The 14,539-nt window shown below is 63.1% G+C and carries 15 protein-coding genes; 6 read left to right on the top strand and 9 right to left on the bottom strand.

Translation table 11 applies throughout. The features are described from left to right. Positions 1 to 94: 94 nt before the first annotated feature. A complete protein-coding gene (locus EOD29_RS21400; RefSeq protein ID WP_127247916.1) occupies positions 95 to 1,282 on the bottom strand; it encodes a polysaccharide biosynthesis/export family protein in 1,188 nt (395 codons plus the stop codon). Positions 1,283 to 1,457: 175 nt separating this feature from the next. Continuing rightward, on the bottom strand, positions 1,458 to 2,135 hold the full coding sequence (locus EOD29_RS21395; protein WP_067003431.1) for a sugar transferase: 678 nt from the start codon (positions 2,133 to 2,135) through the stop codon (positions 1,458 to 1,460). A 606-nt stretch (positions 2,136 to 2,741) separates the two neighbouring features. Between EOD29_RS21395 and EOD29_RS21390 the strand changes: the two genes are divergently transcribed. Beyond that, positions 2,742 to 3,008, top strand: coding sequence for an exopolysaccharide production repressor exox (locus EOD29_RS21390; RefSeq protein ID WP_067003432.1), 267 nt, complete (start codon positions 2,742 to 2,744; stop codon positions 3,006 to 3,008). Here EOD29_RS21390 and EOD29_RS21385 read toward each other — a convergent pair. The 7 genes from EOD29_RS21385 to EOD29_RS21355 all read right to left on the bottom strand — a co-directional run bounded on the left by EOD29_RS21385 (position 2,979) and on the right by EOD29_RS21355 (position 9,301). Continuing rightward, positions 2,979 to 4,877, bottom strand: a complete 1,899-nt coding sequence (locus EOD29_RS21385) for an ABC transporter ATP-binding protein (RefSeq protein WP_127247761.1) — start codon at positions 4,875 to 4,877, stop codon at positions 2,979 to 2,981. The two genes, EOD29_RS21390 and EOD29_RS21385, sit on opposite strands and share 30 nt — an antisense overlap. An 8-nt stretch (positions 4,878 to 4,885) precedes the next feature. Continuing rightward, on the bottom strand, positions 4,886 to 5,875 hold the full coding sequence (locus tag EOD29_RS21380) for a serine kinase (RefSeq protein ID WP_127247759.1): 990 nt from the start codon (positions 5,873 to 5,875) through the stop codon (positions 4,886 to 4,888). After that, entirely contained in the window at positions 5,872 to 7,791 is a 1,920-nt protein-coding gene (locus tag EOD29_RS21375) for a lasso peptide isopeptide bond-forming cyclase (protein WP_127247757.1), read from the bottom strand. Before EOD29_RS21375 ends, EOD29_RS21380 begins: the two co-directional genes overlap by 4 nt. A gap of 3 nt (positions 7,792 to 7,794) precedes the next feature. Then, on the bottom strand, positions 7,795 to 8,211 hold the full coding sequence (locus EOD29_RS21370; RefSeq protein ID WP_067324224.1) for a lasso peptide biosynthesis B2 protein: 417 nt from the start codon (positions 8,209 to 8,211) through the stop codon (positions 7,795 to 7,797). After that, positions 8,195 to 8,494, bottom strand: a complete 300-nt coding sequence (locus EOD29_RS21365; protein ID WP_067003437.1) for a PqqD family protein — start codon at positions 8,492 to 8,494, stop codon at positions 8,195 to 8,197. Before EOD29_RS21365 ends, EOD29_RS21370 begins: the two co-directional genes overlap by 17 nt. 149 nt (positions 8,495 to 8,643) lie before the next feature. After that, positions 8,644 to 8,796 (bottom strand): lasso peptide, encoded by a 153-nt coding sequence (locus EOD29_RS21360; protein WP_082953851.1) that lies wholly within the window; start codon positions 8,794 to 8,796, stop codon positions 8,644 to 8,646. 292 nt (positions 8,797 to 9,088) lie between these two features. After that, the gene (locus EOD29_RS21355; protein WP_127215155.1) at positions 9,089 to 9,301 is read right to left on the bottom strand and encodes a hypothetical protein; all 213 of its coding nucleotides are present in this window, start codon (positions 9,299 to 9,301) and stop codon (positions 9,089 to 9,091) included. Between EOD29_RS21355 and EOD29_RS21350 the strand changes: the two genes are divergently transcribed. The 5 genes from EOD29_RS21350 (at position 9,300) to EOD29_RS21330 (ending at position 14,515) form a co-directional block, all read left to right on the top strand. Beyond that, on the top strand, positions 9,300 to 10,457 hold the full coding sequence (locus EOD29_RS21350) for a nucleotidyltransferase family protein (RefSeq protein WP_095824330.1): 1,158 nt from the start codon (positions 9,300 to 9,302) through the stop codon (positions 10,455 to 10,457). The genes EOD29_RS21355 and EOD29_RS21350 overlap by 2 nt on opposite strands. A gap of 55 nt (positions 10,458 to 10,512) precedes the next feature. Then, the gene (locus EOD29_RS21345; protein ID WP_127247755.1) at positions 10,513 to 11,529 is read left to right on the top strand and encodes a glycosyltransferase; all 1,017 of its coding nucleotides are present in this window, start codon (positions 10,513 to 10,515) and stop codon (positions 11,527 to 11,529) included. A gap of 127 nt (positions 11,530 to 11,656) precedes the next feature. Then, positions 11,657 to 12,049, top strand: coding sequence for a hypothetical protein (locus tag EOD29_RS21340; protein ID WP_095799465.1), 393 nt, complete (start codon positions 11,657 to 11,659; stop codon positions 12,047 to 12,049). A gap of 130 nt (positions 12,050 to 12,179) precedes the next feature. Continuing rightward, positions 12,180 to 13,052, top strand: a complete 873-nt coding sequence (locus EOD29_RS21335) for a glycoside hydrolase family 16 protein (protein WP_067324228.1) — start codon at positions 12,180 to 12,182, stop codon at positions 13,050 to 13,052. Positions 13,053 to 13,183: 131 nt separating this feature from the next. Continuing rightward, positions 13,184 to 14,515: a UDP-glucose/GDP-mannose dehydrogenase family protein gene (locus EOD29_RS21330; protein WP_127247753.1), complete on the top strand. Its 1,332-nt coding sequence runs from the start codon at positions 13,184 to 13,186 to the stop codon at positions 14,513 to 14,515. Positions 14,516 to 14,539 lie beyond the last annotated feature (24 nt).

The raw sequence follows: 14,539 nt of genomic DNA, 5'->3' as shown, positions 1-14,539 counted from the left end.
AGCGGTCCAAACAGATTGCTCGCCCGCACCTTGGTGCGAACGAGCCTGACTTGTTCCTCCCGCGGACCGCGCTGAGCGAGGCCCGGGCGCCCGGCTACTGGCTGGCCATGGGTGGGCCGCCGGCACTCGGCGCCAGCTTCACCTTGATGACGTCGCCCGGCAGCACCGGCGTGTCTTCCTTGGCGTCGATCTCGCTGGTCTTGCCGTCGGCGACACGCACCAGCGAATACAGCAGGGCCGGTTCCTGGCCCCCTGTTATGGCAGCCGCCATTGCGGGATCCGAGGCCGCGGCGATCAGGCCCTTCTGCATGGCAGTCCTCAGCGTCGCCTCGTTCAGGTCGGCCTCGGCCTGCTGCCGGCTCGCGGCCAGGTTGGAATTGAGCGTGTTGCGGGCATCGATGGCGTCCTGATCAGCTTTGCTGATCGATTGCTTGGCGGTGAGGATGGCCGTCTCATAATCCAGGATCTTGCCCTGCAGGTCCGCCACCGACTGTTTCGAATCGAGCAGTCGCGCATTGGCGACAAGGCCCTTCTGGGCTAACGGACCGATGCTGGTGAGCTGCTGCTGCGCCAGATCCACCTGCTGCTGCTGGTTGGCGATTTTCTTCTGCAGCGATTCGATCTCGCCTTCGAGCACGCCTTTCAGGTCATCAAGCGCGTCCAGCTTCAGCTTCAGCGCCTTCTGGTCGGCCGTGAGGATCTGCATTTCGTCGGCAACGATGGCCTGCGTTCTCGGGTCGTCCGCAGCTTCCTTCGGAATCTCGAAGCTCGTCTTGCCGGCAAGGTCTGCGTCGATGCGGGCACGCTTTATGATCAACCGCAGCCGCTGGTCGTCATAGATATCGAAACTGCCCTTGGCGGTGACCAGGTCCTTGCCGAGCTGAGGGCCGTAATCGGCGTTGCGCCGGATGCCGCCGGCGATGCTCACCGCCTTCAGTACCGTAAGGTCCGGCACGTAGGGGAACTGGCCAGGGTTCTGCACTTCGCCCGAAATGTAGAATGGCCGGAACTGCGCCATCTCGACCGAGGCTTCAGGCTTGTCGGGCAGTGCCAGCTTGCGCTGCAGCGCGAGACCGATCGCGGCAGCGATCTCCGAGGTCGTCTTGCCGGCCGCCTGTATCTCGCCGACGAACGGTACCGAGAGCGTGCCGGCGGGGCCGACCGAATAGTCGCCGTTGATGGATGACCAGTCGCGGAACGTGCCGTCGACCGTCTGCCACTCGGCAATGCGGATGTTGAGCTTGTCCTGCGGCCCGAGACGATAGTCTCCAGCCACCGCCATGGTGGGAATCGCAAGAGACAGGGCAAGCGCCACGGCCGCAAACCGGCTGGGCGCCTTGGAAAGGAGTCCGAGGGGGTGGTTTTTCAATGAACGTTTCCGATCCGCGTTAGCCCCATCCGCCCGATGAGATTACTGCCGGACGCCTGTCCCGAGATTGGCGGGACAGGCCTGGCGGTCAATAGCTGCCGCGCGCCATCCACACGGCAGGCACGGTTTTGACGATGATGCGAATGTCCTCGACCATCGACCAGTTCTCGACATAGTGGCGATCGAAGGCGACGCGCGTGTCGTAGGACACGTCGTTGCGCCCGCTCACCTGCCACAGCCCAGTGAGGCCCGGGCGCGACTTCAGATAATAGACTGCGGCGCTGCCGTAGATCTCGAGCTCGTCGCGTACAACAGGGCGGGGCCCGACCAGGCTCATGTCGCCCTGCAGGATGTTGATGATTTGCGGCAGCTCGTCGAGGCTGAGCTTCCGCAGCACCGCGCCGACACGCGTCACGCGCGGATCGTCCTTCAGCTTGCGCGTCGCCGCCCATTCGGCGGCGGCATCCGGATTGGCGGCCAGGTGCGCGGCGAGCACCTTCTCGCCATCCTGCACCATGGTGCGGAATTTGAGGCAGGCAAAAATCCTTCCGCCGCGACCGATCCGCTTGTGGCCGTAGAAAATCGGGCCGCGGTCGGAAAGCTTGACCAGCAGGGCGACCATCAGGAAAAGCGGGCTGAGCAGGACCAGACCCGCCAGGGAACCGACGATATCGAAACTGCGTTTGAGCAGACCGCCGATGGGGGGTGGAAAATCAATGCCGGCCTGCGAAAAACCCGCATTAGCCGGCTTGGCGACGTCCCTCATGCAAAAGCTCCATACGTTGAACGGATGGTTTACGGCACGATACCAAAAAAATGCTGCAGCGCAACACACAATTTCCCATTCGCGTGAAATGTTCCCGTCATGAATTGATCAAATAATAAACCTGCCCTGCCCAAATTTTGGCCTTTGTGGCATGTTTATGACAAGGTGAGACGTTTTTTGGGAGATGTAGTACAGCTTTTGGGCTGATTTTGGGCAATGCATTCTTTGCTGCAGACGAACGACGGTTGCATGTCGTAGGAATCACTCGCTCAGGTAAGTTCTTCGCATTAAATACTGGTTAATGTTTCGGGTTCTACTGTCGAGGATTTCGCTATAGTGAATAGGTGGCGATGCAGGGGTGTGCGCCGCAGCATGGCAGAGTCGATGCCGCGAAACCCTTGGCTTCATGTGCATTTGGCCTTGCCGCAAAGGTCTCGCCTTAATAGAGTGGCAAACTGTTGCTGTCATAGTCTGGATGGGTCGGAAAGGCCGGAAGCAACCGGCCTGATTGGGCAGCCAGAAATAGCTCTCTGGCGGAACGGGGAGTTACGCCGGTGGGTAGACCACAGCTTTTGCTTGCGCGTGCCGGTTGACGGGCCGACGAGCATGTCTTTGCCAAAGTTCATCGTCGGGATGATATTCACGCTCGCTGTTGTAGTCGGCTGGTCCTGGCTCGACGGCGAATCGCTTGGCACCATCATCATGCGCGCCGTGATTTGCGCTGTCGTCATTCAGGTGGGGTACTTCGTTCTGGTGTTCGCCATGATCGCAAGGAGCGGGCCGATACCCGCCGACAAGGCGCGGCAGGCCGACCGCGGCATCAAGGTGCCCGATGGCGAAAAGCTAACCGCCCGGCGCGGCAGCCTCCGCTGATCTTTCAGCCGGCGCCGGGGGCGGCGTATTGTCGGCCAATGTTGCCGTTTCCCGTTCGGCCCGTTCGCCGGTGAGCATCCTGGCCAGCCGGCTGCCCGACTTTGCTTTCAGCCGCTGATATTGCCCGACCTCGACGATGCGGCCGCCCTCGATGGCCACGACCCAGTCGGCAAAGGCGATCATCGACGGCCGATGCGCGATGGTGAGGATAGTCATCTTGCCGCGCAATTCCTCGATCGATTGAGCGATCAGCGACTGATTCTGCCAGTCGAGCGCGCTCGTCGCCTCGTCGAGGATGAGCAGCGAGGGTTCGCGCAGCAGCGCCCGTGCCAGCGCGATGCGCTGACGTTCGCCGCCGGAAAGCCTGACGCCGCGATCGCCCACCACCGTTTCGAGCCTCCCGTCGAGCCGCTCGACGAAGTCGGCCGCATGAGCCTTGCGCAGCGCAGCCCAAAGCTCCTCGTCGCCGGCCTGCGGCGCCGCCAGGCGCAGATTGGCGCCAATGGTGTCGTGCAACAGAAACACGTCCTGCGGCACATAGGCCACCTGGCCGCGCCAGGCCCTGCGGTTTTGCGCGGTGATCTCGACACCGTCCGCCAGGATCTTGCCCTGGCTCGGCTCGAGCAGCCCAAGCAGCATGTCGGCGATCGTGCTCTTGCCCGAACCGGACGGGCCGATCAGCGCCGTCACCTCGCCGGCGGGAAGGCCGAAGCTAATGCCGCTCACCACCGGCCTTCCATCGCCGTCGCCATAGGCGAACGAGACGTCGCGGATATCGAGGCCCCTGTCGAGCGACAGCCTTGCGTTCGGCGCGGCATCGCCGGGCTCCATCTCGCGCTCGGCATCGAAGCGCGCCTGCAGGGCCTGCATGGCGGTGTAGGCCGGCAGGTTGATCAGCATCTGCTGCGCCTGCACCTGCATGTCCATGAAGCGGGGCGCGACCCGCATGAAGACCAGGAGCAGCACGACGATTTCCGCAAGGGAGAGATGGAAGCGGACCAGCGCGATGTAGATGAACAGGCTGAGCCCGATCACGCTCGCGACCTGGAACAGCGCGGTGCCGATGGTGCTGTTGCGGACATAGGCGACATTGTCCGCCTTCATCTTGTCCAGCGTCGCGCGGAGCTGCGCGAAATAGCTCGTCTCGACATTCAGGCTCTTGGCCACCTTGATGCCGCCGAGGAACTCCGACACCGTGCGGTATTGGTCCTGGCGGCTGCCGGTCAGCACGCGACCGTAGGCGGTGGCGCGCGCGCGAAAGGGCTGCAGCGCGATGAACAAGAGCACGCCGATCAGGATCGCGAAGCACGTCATCACCGGCGAGATGAACACCGACACCACGAGATAGCCGGCAAGCAGCAGCGCCGTCTGGGCAAGCATCAGCAGCGAGAAGGCTGCGGCCTGAACGCGGTCGATGTCGCCGGTCAGCGCGTGGTCGAGATCGGAGCTGCGCATGCGGGTGAAGACACCCCAGCGCGCCTTGCCGATGCTCTCGAACAGGTTCATGCGCACCCGGTTGATGAAGTCGTAGAGCAGCCGCGCCATGTAGAGCGACTTGAAGCGGTTGAACATAGCCTGCAGCGCCACCAGAGCGACGAGCAGGCAGAGCACCGTCGCCAGCGAGAGCGTCCCGCCCGGCACCAGCCAGCGCAAGGCGCCCGGTACGCGCACGGCGAAATCCTGGTCGGCACTGCCGATCAGATGGAAGAGCGGGATCAAAAGCAGGATCGAAAGGCCCTCGGTCAGACTCCCGAGCACCAGGAAAGCAAGCGCCGTCAGCGTGCGCTGCCCGCCGATATGCGCCATGACACCACCGAAGCCGGCCACGTCCCGCAAAAGTGTCAGGCGAAGTTTCGAGGACCACGCCATGCTGCTGCTCACTTTGCCCGCGCGCCGACGGCTAGATCGCGCTCGATCACGGCGACGGCCTCGTCGATCCGCTCCAGGCCTGCCGGCACTTCGAGCCGGCTGACGCCGATCCGGCCGGCCAGCTGCGCGCTTTGTTCGAGAAGCGTGGACGCGAAATCGCCGACCAGCGCCTGCCGGCCGAACCGAGTGACATAGGAGAACTTGATGATCGCCGGCAGGGCGGCGGTGCCCTTTAGCGGCGTGATCGCCGCCTGCCCGTCGCGCCCCAGCACATAGATCCGGGCCGCCGGCACGGCTACGCCGGAGAATCCATCTCGCAGCCGATGCTGCGCCTTCTCGATCTGCGGATGCACCTGCGGCCGCACCTCCGCTCGGCCGATCCTGATGGCGTTCGCGGCATCCGCTGCAAGCTTGAGCTGCGGAAAGCCGGGCAGGATCATCGGCCGTGAAGGATCGGACAGGTCCAGCGCCACGACATCGTCGGTAAGCAGAAGGTGACCGGCGCGGATCATCGCGCCCGCCGTGGTCGACTTGCCGGCACCCTTGTCGCCCATGAAGATCACGCTTTGCCCGCCAACGGCGATCGCGCTGGCGTGGAGGACGAGCAGGCCACGCTGATGCAGCGTGAGCGCCAGCACCGGACCCAAAAGTGGGAAGGCAAGCAGCGGATCATCGACGCCCGGCGCCGGATCGACATCGATCCGGGAGGCATCGCTGATCAGGAAAGTGCCGACGGCTTGCCAGGACAGGTACTTGCGTGTCGGCTCGAAGCGAAAGGCCGCGGCGTTCGCCAATGCAGCCTCCGGAAAATCGATCGGCCCAACAGCGATCTCGATGTCCGGTGTTGCCGGCGCGGTCGGTTCCAGTTCCGGCAAAGCCACCTCCGACCCGATCGTCAGGCCGTACGCCTTGTAGAACCGACGGGCACGCCCGTTTCGAGGGGCCGCTTCGATGGCGGAGCCGGGCCTCGCGGCAAGAGAAGCGGCTGGAGAGTTCATGCAGGGCTTCCATGCTGTTGGACCTGCCGCAGCCATAGCGACAGTGAGGCCGAACGCCAGATATGCTGGACGTCGGGCAGCGTCGCCTGCTCGGGCCGCTGCAGCATGCGCGCATAGACCGCGTTCACCTCGGGCAGATTGACATAAGGCGCGATCAAGTCGTTGTCCGACACCAGCAGCCGGTCCAGGAGATCGCGATGGTTGACGATCATGCCTTTGACCAGGTTGGCGGTGAAATCGATCTTGTCGCGCCGCCACTGCACCGCCGGCGGCAGCACGCCTTCCATCGCCCGGCGCAGCACATGGCGGCCGAAGCCGTTGCGCAGCTTTTCCTCGCCCGGCAGTGCCAGGCAGAATTCGACCAGCGGCTTGTCCCAGAACGGATAGCGCGGTTCGATGGCGAAGTTGGCGGCGGCCTTGTCGAGAACCTCGAAAGCATGGGGCACCAGCCCGGTGGACAGAAGCCAGCGATGGGTGAGCGCTTCGCTGGTGCTGACATAGGCGGGCATATAGGCCGCGCAATGGAAACGTTCGGCGAGATCGGTACGCCTGGCAAGCTCCGGATTGACCAGTCCTGCCCACGCCGCGCGCGGTGCATCGAAGCGTCTGCGCCGCAGTTTTCCGAGAAGGCGCCTGGCCTTCGCCCTCATCCTGGCAATCCGCCAGGCCGGCCCGTAGGCGGCGAGGAACTTGAAGTAAAGAGGCAGCATCCCGTCGCCATAGGTGTTGGCGGCACTGTGCAGCTCGCGCCACAGCTCCAGCCACCTGCCGCGATGGGCGAGCTCATGCAGATGCCCATGACCTTGCGATACGACCTCGTCACCGCCGTGGCCGTCGAGAAGCACTGTGACGCCCTTGGCGCTCGCGGTGCGATAGACGCTGCGGGTCAAGGACAGACCGGGCGCCAGGAAGGTCCCTTCCTGTTCCCCCAGAATGCGATCAAACTCGGCGAAGGGCGCATAGTCGCCGACCGCGATCAGGGTGCCGTCGAGCCCATATTGCTCCAGCACTGCATCGATGAAGGGCCGCTCGTCCATCGAAGACCCCCTCTCGAACACCAGCGAGAAAGTTTTGAGCTTCGGCTTCTGCGTCGCCGCAGCTTGAAGTCCGGCCATGCAGGCGATCGAGGACGAATCGAGCCCACCACTCAGCATGGCACCGACGGACGGAGTGCCCCGCATCCGGTTTTCAACCGATCGCGCGAAAAGATGCAGGAACTCGTCCGCCGCATCCGAACGCGGCGGCCTTTGTGACGGCTCAATCTCCCAGTAGCGGCTCAGCACGACCTGATTGTTGGTCACCGTCATGCTGTGCCGAGCGGGCAAGCGAAAGATCTCGGCATAGAGCGTGGATCGTGGATCGTCCGGCAGGCCGGCGAGAAAGCCGGAAATCTGATGCTCGCTGAGAGCCCTGCCGACACCATCCAGCGCCAGAAGTGGGCCGATCTCCGAGGCGAAGGCAAAGCGCCTGTCGGCGCAGTGGTAGTAGAAAGGTTTGACGCCGAAATGGTCGCGCGCGCAAAACAGCGCCCGGCGCTCGGCGTCCCAGACCGCGAAGGCGAAATCGCCTTGCAGGTAGGTCGGACAGGCCTCGCCCCATTTGAGATAGGCCTGCATCAGCAGCATGGCGTCGGCGGCCGATCGGTCGCACACGCCAAGTTGCGCCAGAAGCTCCTCGCGGTTGTCCAGCCGGCAATCGGCCGTAATGGCGAGCTTGCCGCCGGCCATTGTCAGCGGCCCAGGGCCCTGCTCGCCGGTCGTGTTGAGCCAGGCATGGCCTAGTGCTGCGTGTCTGTCCGTCCACCATGAGCTGCCGTCGCGCGCCCGGTGGCGCATGCGCGCCAGCATCTGCTGGATGTCGGCCGCCTCCGCTGGGCTGCCATCCTGTCTGAGCAGAATTCCGGCGACGCCGCTCATCGCCTAGTGTCCGTGATCGACAAGATGGGCAAAGCCGTTGATGGAGCCGCCAAGCACGATGTGGTCGCCGCTGATCAGCCAGGCATGCGCCTTGAGATCGGCGCCGGGGTCGCGCGCGATGCCGATGCTGATCGTGGAGGCCTTGCCCTGGCGGGCAAGCAGATACTGTCCGGCGAGCGCCTGGGTAAGGCAGCTGGCGCCCGGCACGTATCGCGCAGCAGCGGCAACGCCCCATGCGACGCGCCGCAGATCGGCGATGGCAGCGTCATTCCTCGCTTCCAGTCGAGTCACCAGAGCGCGCATGCGATTATAGGACGAAAGCGTAAGCCCCAGCCGCACGAGGCTGACCACTGCCAGGCAGCGCGCCAGAAACAGCGCCTCCAGCCCGCTAAGCGAGAGGACCCTAGGCCAGTTCCTCATGGTGGAACCTCGCAAGCCCGGCTTCGATCAGTCCCTTGAGCAAGCCCTCGACATCGGCCTTGCAGCGTTCTGTATCGACATCATAGCGGGCGAGCACCGCGCTTGTTATGTCGGGGATCGGTCGTGGCTCCTGGATCAGCTCCCAAATGTAGGCGCCGACGCCGTTCAGGCTGTAGTAGATGTTGGATTTAAGATGGAGCAGCGCCAGTCCGTTGCCGAATTCACAAGCCACGGCATCGCCGCTCGCGACCACGCGGTCATGGTTCGATGGGTTCCAGTGCATCCTAAAACCTCATTGTTGAACGCTTGCGTGACCTCGACCGGGATCGGTTGCCTGCGATCCTCAGGGAGCCCAGGACAGGGCCCCGGTTCACCGTTTGAAGAAAGAGAACGCCCGGAGCCCCAACTGCGACAACTCCGGGCGCTGCAAGCTCAGGAGAAGGTGAGCTCACCGACCGGTGTGTGCGCGGGAAATGCCGCGTCAAGCGCCGTGGTCCCGGAGGCACCCTGCGTGATCGTTTCGATCGAACCGTGAACCGTCAGGCTTGGGGTCTCGTACTCTTGCTTTTCAACATTCTGTTCCATTCTATTCTCCAATTAAGACTGGAAGCGGCGTCGGAATGCCGCCAGCATATTGCTATGCTGCATTGCAATTGCTGCACGGCAACATTTATGAGTCAAGCCTGATTTACCAGGCAGTAATCAATTCTTGGTTGCGCATGCCTGCGTCGGTGATGACACCGTCGGCTTTTTGCATCTCGGGCGAACACCACTCGAACGTTCAACATCGCCTTTTTGCCGTCTAAGTAAGCATATGATTTGATTGAGGTAAATTCGTGAGCTTAAGTGGCTATGTGGGAATTGCGATGAAAACACTTCAGAAAATAGCAGATTGCCGGCTCACTTCGCCGCCGCCGGATTTGTCTTCAAAAGTGATCGGCGATGAGCGGATATGAACGCTCAGGTTGCAGGCGCGAGGCGGCTTGGGAAGGCGCTGGATGGCGCTCCTGATTTTTTGGCGATGCTTTTCTTCGCAGTTGCGGTATAAACGCCGCCGCGGGCGGTTTTGCGGAGAGACGACAACGGGCATGGCCGTGCAGGACGCTTCTTACGACAGGCTGCGTGCGGCCGGCAGTGCCGACGAAGTCGCCTATGTGCAGGCCTGTCTGCGGCTGTTCTTCAATCCAACAGTGCGAGCAGTCGACCATGGCGGTATGCCGGCTCCGGCAATCTGCGTGGCCGACGTTACCGACATTGCGAGGTTGAACAAGGTCGCGGTCTTTTTGCTCAAGGCTCTCTCGCATGGGGCCACCGGCCCGACGCCTCCCGAATTGCTCGCATGGCTCGATGGGTATCGCCGGCGTACCATGTCGATGAATGCCGCCTCCATCGGCGATTCGATCGCCATCCATCAGGTGTTGCAGGACAGGCAGATCGACTTCGTCTTCCTGAAGGGACCGCTCCAGCAGCAACTGCTCTACGGCGACCATTTCATGAAGCCGTCCGGCGACGTCGATATTCTGGTTTGCCCGTCCGGCTTCGCTGCCGCCCGCGAAGCCCTTCGCTCGGCCGGCTACGAGGTCGCCGGCAAGTCCCGGTCGGTCTGGTGGGTGCGTTTCCTCGGCGAGCAGCACATGGTCCGCGACGATGGCGTGCGGGCCGCAACGGTCGATCTCCATTATCGGCTGCAGCAGCCGGGCTCGCCGAGCCCGCGCGACATCGACGGCTTCCTGCGCCGCAAGCGCGAGGTCAAGGTTGCGGGCGCCTCCATGCCCCTGATATCGGCGTCCGACACGTTGCTCTTGTCCTGCATCAGCGTCGCCAAAGCCTTCTTCAACCGCGAGCCCTGCGCCGGCTATGTCTGCGACGTCAGAGCCGCGGCCGGCCGGCTGAACGAAGCCGAGCAGCAGAAACTGCTCGACCATGCCGCTGAGCAGGGCCTCGCCGACACGCTGCTGCTTGCTTTGCGCGCGGCCGATGTTCTGCTTGGCGGTACCGGCACGCTGCTTTCGGACCGCGCCACCCGGATCCTGGCGCGCATCGACAATGCCGACCTCTTCCACATGGTGATCGCGCCCTGGCTGTCCTCGTTGCGCTGGCCGCAGCGGCGGACGGTGCTGTGGGAGCTCTGCGGTCGCGAGCCCGTGCGCTATCTGACTGAGGCCGGCTGGGCGGCTTCCGCCGATCTCAGCCGGCGGATCTTCGAGCGGCCGGCCGCGGCCGCGCCGGTGCGGGGCAACGCATGAAGATCGGTTTTGCATTCATAGGCGGGCTGTCACTCACGCAATCGAAAGGTGAATCATGGCCGTGACGACCCCAAGGGTCTGCGTCATCATCGCCGCCCGCAACGCGGCGCGGACCATACCGGTCGCCATCGCTTCGGCTCTGCGCGAGCCGGAGGTGGCGGAAGTCGTCGTGGTCGACGACGCCTCCACCGACGACACACAGAATGTGGCGCGCGCCGCCGATGATGGCAGCGGCCGGCTCAAGGTGATGCGTCTCGACGTCAACCATGGTCCGTCCTTTGCGCGCAACGCCGCGATCAAGGCTTCCGTTTCGCCTTTCATCAGCATCCTCGACGCCGACGATTTCTTCCTCGAAGGGCGTTTCCGCCGGCTGTTTGCCAGCCCCGACTGGGATTTCGCGGCGGACAACATCATGCTGATCAGGGACGATGCCGCGACCGACCCCACCAAGGTCGCGGCTCCCTCCTTCGCGCCAGAACCACAATTCCTCGACTTCGAGCGTTTCATCGAAGGCAACATTTCCCGTCGCCGCGTGCTGCGCGGCGAACTGGGCTTCCTCAAGCCGGTGATCAGCCGGGCGTTCCTCGATCGTCACGGGCTGAGCTACGATGAAAACCTGCGGCTCGGTGAGGACTACGAGCTCTATGCGCGCGCGGTCGCCCGCGGCGCGCGTTTCAAGATCATCAAGACCTGCGGCTATGGTGCGATCGTTCGCGCCGATTCGCTGAGCGGCCGCCACAGGACGCAGGATCTGAAGCGGCTTGCCGATGCCGACCTGGCCTTGCTGGCGCTGGGCAACCTGCCGGAGGGCTCGAAGGCCGCGTTGCGGCGCCACGAGCGCCATGTGCGCGACAAATACCGGCTACGGAATTTCCTTGACGTGAAGGCGGAGCGCGGCCTGGCATCGGCCGCCGCCTATGCCTTGGCCAGCCAGTCCAATCTGATCCCGATCGTTCGCGGCGTGGCGGCCGACAAGCTGGACGCCTTGCTCCGCCGCGCCGGCATTGCTGCGAAGCAGCAGGTGCCGCCGATGCGCATCCTGTTGCCGGCAACAAGTGCCGCGACGGAATGATCCGACAAAGGCGGTCAGCGCGGGCGCCGTTCCCAAAAAAATCCGCTTTCCGAAACTACGAGGTTGCCTACTTGCCCCGAGAATGGCAAGCTATGCTGCGGTGCAGCAATTTCGAAAGGCCGATCGAATGGCTTCGATTTTTGGCTTCAGATCCAGGGATCCGGCTCGTGACCGGCAGACCGATCTCCAGCGGCTCGACCGTCTGGCGAAGCTGTTCGACCAGATCTCTGCCGAGATCGAAGCGGAAAAGACCGGGCTGGAGAACCGCTATCGGTCGACGGCGACCAACGCCGCTTTCCTGGTCGAGGCAATGGAGAACGGCTCCGCGTCGACAGACAAGTCGTCGGATGTCAACACGATGACCGGCGCGATCCTGAATTACGAGCGGCGCATCGCCGAACTCACGCGTCAGAAAGGTCTGATGAAGGAACTGCGTCACTCGCTCGACGCGATTGTCGAAGATGGTGTCGGGCAACCCGGTTCGCAGGCCGCACAGGCAAGGTCTGCGGGCAGAGGCTGACAGCGCTTCCAGGCGCTGTCATAGCTGCAAAACATTTGAGGAGTAAGAGGCGGAGGATTAGAAGCGGCTCTCTGGAGGCGGGCTAGGAATGACTTTGGGTTGGGGCGGACAGCACAAAGGTAAGTTTGTCATGAACGCATATCCGAACGACACCTCCACCGCGGCTGCTTGCAGCATGCCGCGCGCGAATTCGAACAGGTCGAAGACGCTTAAGCTCTGGCTCGCCGGCGCGTTGCTTGCGGCCGCAGCCGCCATTGTGGCACCACCCCATTCGGTGCATGCCGAGGAGATGCAGAGCGCGCCGTCCTTCGTCGACAATTTTTCGAATTTCGACCGTTCGCGCTGGTTCGTCTCCGACGGCTGGAGCAACGGCAATCATCAGAACTGCACATGGTCGAAGGACCTTGTCCGGCTTTCGGACGGCGTGCTGTCGCTGAGCTTCGAAAAGCGCAAGCTGAAGGATCGCGAGTTCGCCTGCGCCGAGGTCCAGACCAAGCAGCGCTATGGCTACGGCGTCTATGAGGCGCGGATGAAGACCGATACCGGATCCGGCCTCAACGCCGCCTTTTTCACCTATATCGGACCGCAGGACAAAAAGCCCTGGGACGAGATCGACTTCGAGGTCCTCACCAAGGATCCGACCAAAGTCCAGGTGAACAGCTACATCCAAGGCAAGCCGAAGAACGGCAAGCTGGTCGACGTCGAAGGCGGCGCCGATAAAGGCTTCAACGACTATGGCTTCGTCTGGGAGAAGGACCGGCTGCGCTGGTATGTCAACGGCAAGCTGGTCAACGAGGTGACCAACCCGGACGAATTGCCGACCAATCCGCAAAAAATATTCTTCAGCTTGTGGGGCAGCGACAAACTGACCAACTGGATGGGCGCCTTCGCCGATCCCGGCCGCAAGGTGACCATGCAGGTCAAGCGCATCGCTTTCACAGCGCTCGGCCAGCCGTGCCAGTTCCCGGAGTCGCTGGCATGCACCATAACCAACAGCAACTAGGCATGTCCCCCAAAGTAGGAACTGGTTTTGGGATGCGGATCATGCCGAATATCTAGGCCTCATGGGCCTGGGGGACATCTTAACTGGCCGGGCCGTCTTTGCGGCCCGGCCTTAAACAGGAATAGAACCAAATGAATTTGACGGTGTTTGGAATTGGCTATGTCGGTCTCGTCCAGGCCGCGGTGCTTGCGGAAGTCGGGCACGAGGTGGTGTGCGTCGACATCGACGAAGCGAAGGTGGACCGGCTCAACCAGGGCTTCATCCCGATTTTCGAGCCCGGACTGGAAGCTCTCGTCAAGGAGAACCACGCCGCCGGCCGCATCCGCTTCACCACCGACGCGGCCGCGGCGGTCAAGCATGGCCAGATCCAGATGATCGCGGTCGGCACGCCCCCTGGCGAGGATGGCTCGGCCGACCTGAAATACGTGCTTGCCGTCGCCGAGGCCATCGGCCGCGAGATGGACGCGCCCAAGATTGTCGTCGGCAAGTCCACCGTGCCGGTCGGCACCTGCGAGAAGATCAAGGAAAGGGTCGCCCAGACGCTGAAGGCGCGCGGCCGCGAGGACCTGACCTTCGACGTTGCTTCGAATCCGGAATTCCTCAAGGAAGGCTCGGCGGTCGCCGACTGCATGAAGCCGGACCGCATCATCGTCGGGACGTCGAGCGAGGACACCGAGGCGGTGATGCGCGAGCTTTACGCGCCGTTCAACCGCAACCACGAGAAGATGATTGTGATGGATGTCCGCAGCGCCGAGTTCACAAAGTATGCGGCCAACTGCATGCTGGCGACCAAGATCAGCTTCATGAACGAGATGGCGAACCTCGCCGAGCAATTGGGCGCCGACATAGAGGAGGTGCGCAAGGGCATCGGCAGCGATCCGCGCATCGGCTACCATTTCATCTATCCCGGCCTGGGCTATGGCGGCTCCTGCTTCCCGAAGGATGTACGCGCGCTGATCAAGACCGCCGAGGGCGTCAAGTTCGACGCCAAGCTGCTGCGCGCCGTCGAAGAGCGCAACAACGCGCAGAAATCGGTGCTGTTCGACAAGGTCAACCGCTATTTCCAGGGCGCCCTCAAGGGCAAGACATTTGCGCTGTGGGGCCTGGCCTTCAAGCCGAACACCGACGACATGCGCGAGGCTCCGTCGCGCACGCTGATGGAGGCGCTTTGGGCCGCCGGCGCCAAGGTGCAGGCTTACGATCCGGAGGCCATGCAGGAGTGCCAGGCCATCTACGGCCAGCGCGAGGACCTTCTCTTGTGCGGCACCAAGGAAGCGGCCCTGCGCGGCGCCGACGCGCTTCTCATCTGTACCGAATGGAAGAGCTTCAGGGCTCCCTCCTTCGACGCGCTCAAGGACGCGCTGTCGACACCGGTCATCTTCGACGGCCGCAACCTCTACGACCCGAAGGTCATCGCCCGCTACGGCATCGAATACCACTCGATCGGCAGGATGGCGGCATGACAGTGTCCGCCGCCGGCTCCCGCC

This window comes from Mesorhizobium sp. M1A.T.Ca.IN.004.03.1.1, from assembly GCF_003997555.1.
GTDB lineage: Bacteria > Pseudomonadota > Alphaproteobacteria > Rhizobiales > Rhizobiaceae > Mesorhizobium.
The sequence above is the reverse complement of the archived record's forward strand: the minus strand, read 5'-3'. Positions and strand labels throughout refer to the sequence as shown.

Excerpts from the sequence above, each read along its gene's own strand:
- EOD29_RS21370 (WP_067324224.1), bottom strand. The coding sequence starts at position 8,211 with ATGAGGAACTGGCCTAGGGTCCTCTCGCTTAGCGGGCTGGAGGCGCTG.
- EOD29_RS21390 (WP_067003432.1), top strand. The coding sequence starts at position 2,742 with ATGTCTTTGCCAAAGTTCATCGTCGGGATGATATTCACGCTCGCTGTT.
- EOD29_RS21330 (WP_127247753.1), top strand. The coding sequence starts at position 13,184 with ATGAATTTGACGGTGTTTGGAATTGGCTATGTCGGTCTCGTCCAGGCC.
- EOD29_RS21345 (WP_127247755.1), top strand. The coding sequence starts at position 10,513 with ATGGCCGTGACGACCCCAAGGGTCTGCGTCATCATCGCCGCCCGCAAC.
- EOD29_RS21335 (WP_067324228.1), top strand. The coding sequence starts at position 12,180 with ATGAACGCATATCCGAACGACACCTCCACCGCGGCTGCTTGCAGCATG.
- EOD29_RS21365 (WP_067003437.1), bottom strand. The coding sequence starts at position 8,494 with ATGCACTGGAACCCATCGAACCATGACCGCGTGGTCGCGAGCGGCGAT.
- EOD29_RS21395 (WP_067003431.1), bottom strand. The coding sequence starts at position 2,135 with ATGAGGGACGTCGCCAAGCCGGCTAATGCGGGTTTTTCGCAGGCCGGC.
- EOD29_RS21340 (WP_095799465.1), top strand. The coding sequence starts at position 11,657 with ATGGCTTCGATTTTTGGCTTCAGATCCAGGGATCCGGCTCGTGACCGG.
- EOD29_RS21400 (WP_127247916.1), bottom strand. The coding sequence starts at position 1,282 with ATGGCGGTGGCTGGAGACTATCGTCTCGGGCCGCAGGACAAGCTCAAC.
- EOD29_RS21350 (WP_095824330.1), top strand. The coding sequence starts at position 9,300 with ATGGCCGTGCAGGACGCTTCTTACGACAGGCTGCGTGCGGCCGGCAGT.
- EOD29_RS21380 (WP_127247759.1), bottom strand. The coding sequence starts at position 5,875 with ATGAACTCTCCAGCCGCTTCTCTTGCCGCGAGGCCCGGCTCCGCCATC.
- EOD29_RS21360 (WP_082953851.1), bottom strand. The coding sequence starts at position 8,796 with ATGGAACAGAATGTTGAAAAGCAAGAGTACGAGACCCCAAGCCTGACG.
- EOD29_RS21355 (WP_127215155.1), bottom strand. The coding sequence starts at position 9,301 with ATGCCCGTTGTCGTCTCTCCGCAAAACCGCCCGCGGCGGCGTTTATAC.
- EOD29_RS21375 (WP_127247757.1), bottom strand. The coding sequence starts at position 7,791 with ATGAGCGGCGTCGCCGGAATTCTGCTCAGACAGGATGGCAGCCCAGCG.
- EOD29_RS21385 (WP_127247761.1), bottom strand. The coding sequence starts at position 4,877 with ATGGCGTGGTCCTCGAAACTTCGCCTGACACTTTTGCGGGACGTGGCC.